The organism is Pseudomonas sp. (genome assembly GCF_049645325.1).
GTDB lineage: Bacteria > Pseudomonadota > Gammaproteobacteria > Pseudomonadales > Pseudomonadaceae > Aquipseudomonas.
Genome location: NZ_JBARTQ010000537.1, coordinates 1 through 4,538 on the forward strand (window position 1 = coordinate 1; position 4,538 = coordinate 4,538).

5 protein-coding genes are annotated in these 4,538 nt (G+C 61.8%); 3 read left to right on the top strand and 2 right to left on the bottom strand.

From position 1 onward, the window contains the following. A partial coding sequence (locus tag WBB95_RS22625; protein ID WP_424489598.1) for a substrate-binding domain-containing protein occupies positions 1-434 on the top strand: 434 nt, incomplete at its 5' end. A gap of 108 nt (positions 435-542) precedes the next feature. Here WBB95_RS22625 and WBB95_RS22630 read toward each other — a convergent pair. After that, positions 543-965 carry an MAPEG family protein gene (locus tag WBB95_RS22630; protein ID WP_424489599.1) on the bottom strand — a complete coding sequence of 141 codons (423 nt, stop codon included), beginning with the start codon at positions 963-965 and terminating at the stop codon, positions 543-545. Further along, positions 958-1,263, bottom strand: a complete 306-nt coding sequence (locus WBB95_RS22635) for a DUF2834 domain-containing protein (protein WP_424489600.1) — start codon at positions 1,261-1,263, stop codon at positions 958-960. The genes WBB95_RS22630 and WBB95_RS22635 overlap by 8 nt, the downstream gene beginning before the upstream one ends. Positions 1,264-1,346: 83 nt before the next feature. Between WBB95_RS22635 and WBB95_RS22640 the strand changes: the two genes are divergently transcribed. Then, positions 1,347-2,129 (top strand): helix-turn-helix domain-containing protein, encoded by a 783-nt coding sequence (locus WBB95_RS22640; protein WP_424489601.1) that lies wholly within the window; start codon positions 1,347-1,349, stop codon positions 2,127-2,129. 55 nt (positions 2,130-2,184) lie between these two features. Further along, positions 2,185-3,894 (top strand): amidase, encoded by a 1,710-nt coding sequence (locus tag WBB95_RS22645; RefSeq protein ID WP_424489602.1) that lies wholly within the window; start codon positions 2,185-2,187, stop codon positions 3,892-3,894. The last annotated feature ends 644 nt before the right edge of the window (positions 3,895-4,538 follow it).

Sequence of the window (4,538 nt, forward strand, 5' to 3'; positions counted from 1 at the left end):
ACCGCACCCAGGGCGTGAAGAATGTGCTCAAGGACTACCCCGGGATCAAAATCGTCGAGGAACAAAGCGCCGAATGGCAGCGAAGTAAAGCCATTGACCTGATGAACAACTGGATTGTGTCCGGCAAGAAAATCGACGCCGTGGCAGCCAATGCGGATGAAATGGCAATCGGCGCGGCCATGGCGATCAGCCAGGCAGGCATGCAGCCGGGCAAGGATATTCTGGTAGCCGGCAGCGACGGCGGCTCGGCCGGGCTGGATGCAATCAAGAAAGGGCAGTTGCTGGTGACGGCTTACCAGGACAACAAAGGCCAAGCCGTGGGCGCGATAGATCTGGCGGTGAAGATGGTCAAGAAAGAGGCCTACACGGCTGAGCTGACGATTCCTTATCAGCAGATCACCAAAGAGAATTATCAGGCGTATCTCAACCCTTAACTCTCAACCGCCTCTGTGGGCGCTCGCTTGCTCGCGAAAAACGCCAGACCACCGTACGCCTTCAGAACGCAGGCGTTATTGCTGAGGTGTCGGCAAGCAGGCGAGCGCCTACATCAGTGTTGCGCACAGCATAGCGCCTAGCCCGCACAGGCAACCCACCCCCGCGCCATAGGCCAGCGTACGCCACGGCTGCCACGCTGCGAGATACGTGACGGTGTGTATCAAGCGAGCCAGGGTAAATCCCCACGACAACCCAGCAGTGGCCGTCGCCGATACCCCCAACGCAACACACAACCCGCCCAACACAAAAAACAGCGGGATATTCTCCAGGTCATTGGCCCACGCCTTGGCTGCCCGACCGACCTGCGGCAGTTCTTCCGAGAGCGGCAGCTGCTTGAAGAAAGCAGCATCGTCATGATTGGTGAACGACTTGCTTCTGATTCGAAAGAATCCCTGATACACAGAGATTGCGAACATTTTCAGACACAAGACCAGCACGCATAGGGTATAGACATCCCGTGCTTCATTCATCGCGAAACCCATTGACGACGATATAGAGCAGCGGCCCCACCGACACGAATACCGCCGTGAGCACACAATACGGCAACACAGAGACCACCGATCGCCCTCGCCCGAGCGCATCGCGATACATCCATACACAGGCCAGCATTGCCATCAGGTACAGGTCGATCACCACTTGCGCGGTGTCCGGCCTTGACATCAATTGCCGTCCAAACGTCAGCAGTGACTGTTCAGCCGTCAACATCGTTGCCAGCGTGTACAGCGAAAATCCGAGCAACGCGGCCAGGGCACTATAAGGTCTGCGCATGGTGTCTTCCTTGAAGTGATCGAGGCTCACCATAGTGATAAGGTTGCAGCCCTCGCAATGACCTCGGAGGTCATGAACACGCCATGGACACTACTGCCGGCGAACACCTGCGCCACCTGCGTCGACACGCCAAGTTGAGCCAACTGGACCTGGCCCTAATCACGGGCATTTCCCAACGCCACCTCAGCTGTATCGAAACCGGCCGCGCCAAACCGAGCCCGGGCACGCTGCACACTGTGCTGGCGGCATTGGAAACCCCGCTGGACCAGCGCAACACTGTGTTCCTTGCCGCCGGTTTCGCCCCGCGTTACCCCGCGACCCCGCTCGCCTCCACGGCCATGGCCGCCATTCGTGAAGCCGTCAACCACGTGTTGCACGCCAACAACCCCGCCCCGGCGATCCTGTTGGGCAGCCAGTGGGAAGTGTTGGCGGCGAATGCCAGCACCCGTGTGTTATTTGAATTGGTGGGCCTCAAGCCTGATGCGGCCGAGGGGCTGAATTTACTCAGCACCTTGCTGCAAACCGGTGGCCTGGGCGATCACCTGATCAATGCTGAAGAAATCCGCACCCTCGCCTGGCAGCGTGCGACCCGCGAGGCACTGGGTAACCCTGTACTGGCGGCTTTGTTGGCGAGCCTGCCGGTGCCGACCAGCACCGAGTTGCCCACACACATGCCGCCATTGGTGCTGACGCGTCTGCGCTCTACCCAGGGCGAACTGAACTTCCTGTCAACCTTCACCACTTTCGGCATGCCCCAGGACATTACGCTTACCTCGCTGCGCATCGAGCATCTGATTCCGGCTGACGCGCCTACGTGGCAGGTCATGCGCGCCGCCCATGCCGCGTATGCGACGCTGGTTTTGTGAAATATCTGTACGTAGACTGCCGCCATACCTCCCACTTGAAGGCGGCGAAAAAAACGTGATGCAAGTTACCGAAGTCTCCATTGCCCAATTGCGCGCTGCGCTTGAAAGCGGCCAGACCACGGCCATTGAACTGGTCCAGGCCTACCTGGCGCGGATCGATGCCTACGATGGCCCGCACACCGCCACCGCGTTGAACGCCGTGGTGGTGCGCAACCCCGACGCCCTCAAGGAAGCCGAAGCGTCCGATGCACGCCGCGCCAAGGGCGAAACCCTCGGGCCACTGGATGGCATTCCTTACACGGCCAAAGACAGCTATTTGGTGAAAGGCCTGACGGCGGCCTCCGGCAGCCCGGCGTTCGCCAAGCTGACCGCCCATCGCGATGCCTTCACCATCGAACGCCTGCGCGCCGGCGGCGCCATCTGCCTGGGCAAGACCAACATGCCGCCGATGGCCAACGGCGGGATGCAGCGCGGCGTGTATGGCCGCGCCGAAAGCCCTTACAACGCCGACTACCTGACGGCACCGTTTGCGTCCGGCTCGTCCAACGGTGCCGGCACCGCGACGGCGGCGAGCTTCGCGGCGTTCGGCCTGGCGGAAGAGACGTGGTCAAGCGGCCGCGGCCCCGCATCCAACAATGGTTTGTGTGCCTACACGCCGTCCCGTGGCGTGATTTCGGTGCGCGGCAACTGGCCGCTGACGCCGACCATGGACGTGGTGGTGCCTTACGCGCGCACCATGGCCGACCTGCTCGAAGTGCTCGACGTAGTAGTCGCGCAAGACCCCGACACCCGTGGCGACTTGTGGCGCCTGCAACCCTGGGTACCGATTCCGAGCGTGGCCTCGGTGCGCCCGGCGGCTTACGCGGAACTGGCCGTCAACAGCGACGCCCTCGCCGGCAAGCGTTTCGGCGTGCCGCGCATGTACATCAATGCTGACCCGGACGCTGGCACCAGCGAAAAGCCCGGAATCGGCGGCCCGACCGGGCAAAAGATCAACACCCGCGCCAGCGTCATCGACCTGTGGCACGCCGCACGCCAGGCGCTGGAAGCGGCCGGTGCTGAAGTCATCGAGGTGGACTTCCCCCTGGTGTCCAACTGCGAAGGCGACCGCCCTGGCGCGCCGACGGTGTTTACCCGAGGCTTGGTGTCCAAGGAATTTCTGCGCGACGAATTGTGGGAACTGTCGGCCTGGGCCTTCGATGACTTCCTGCGCGCTAACGGCGACCCGACGCTGAACCGCTTGGCGGATGTGGACGGACCGAAGATCTTCCCCCACGACCCGGGCACCCTGCCCAACCGTGAGGACGACCTGGCTGCCGGCATGGACGAATACGTGCGCATGGCCGAGCGTGGGATCACGCCCTGGAACGAGATCAGCACCGTGCCCGACGGTTTGCGCGGCCTGGAACACACCCGGCGCGTGGACCTGGAAGACTGGATGGACACGCTGGGGCTGGATGCGGTGTTGTTTCCGACGGTGGCGGATGTCGGTCCGGCGGATGCGGATGTCAACGAAGCGTCGGCTGATATCGCGTGGAGCAATGGTATTTGGGTCGCTAACGGTAACCTCGCGATTCGCCACCTGGGCGTGCCGACCGTTACCGTGCCGATGGGCGTGATGGCGGATATCGGCATGCCGGTCGGGCTGACGTTTGCCGGGCGTGCTTATGATGATTCGGCGTTGTTGAGGTTTGCTTCGGCGTATGAGGCGACGGGGAGCAAGCGTCTGGTTCCGCCGCGTACGCCGCCGCTGGTAGAGGGCTGAACTGAGGGCTGGGTGTGTATCCGTTTTTTGGGTGAGGGCGGATATCGGTTCCGCTCTTACAGCGGGTCACTTTTGAAAGGAGCCGGAATGCCGGCCCAGCCAAAAGTAACCAAAAGGCTCTTGCCCCTCCACTCAGCACCTCGCCTCCGGCTCGGTGTGCCCTCACTCCGGCCTGAATCCGTGGGCCGCCGTGACGGGGCGATCAAAAGCAGAGCACGGCGGCCTGAAACCCGACCTGAGTGGTTGAAGCAAAAGCGGATCAACAGCAAGAGCTGGCGTAACTGCCGAGGCCCGGTGGCGGCCCAATCAATCAAACCGCACTCGGTCAAGGTGGGAGCTGGCTTGCCTGCGATGGCATCACTTGCGTGTCACTGATAAACCGAGGTGCCTGCATCGCAGCGGTGCGGCGACCCGACAAGCCAGCTCCCACAAAAAAGCAGATCTGTGGTGTAGCGGCGAACTGATATCTGAAGCCGAACTGGGTCAAAACTGTGGGAGCGGGCTTGCTCGCGAAGGCGGTGTGTCAGTTAACAAATTCATTGGCTGACCCACCGCCTTCGCGAGCAAGTCGAATCGTCGCACCGCCGCTCCCACAGTTGGAACTCATTACATCAGATAAAAGTTGCGCCGCTCTGCTGTTGCCC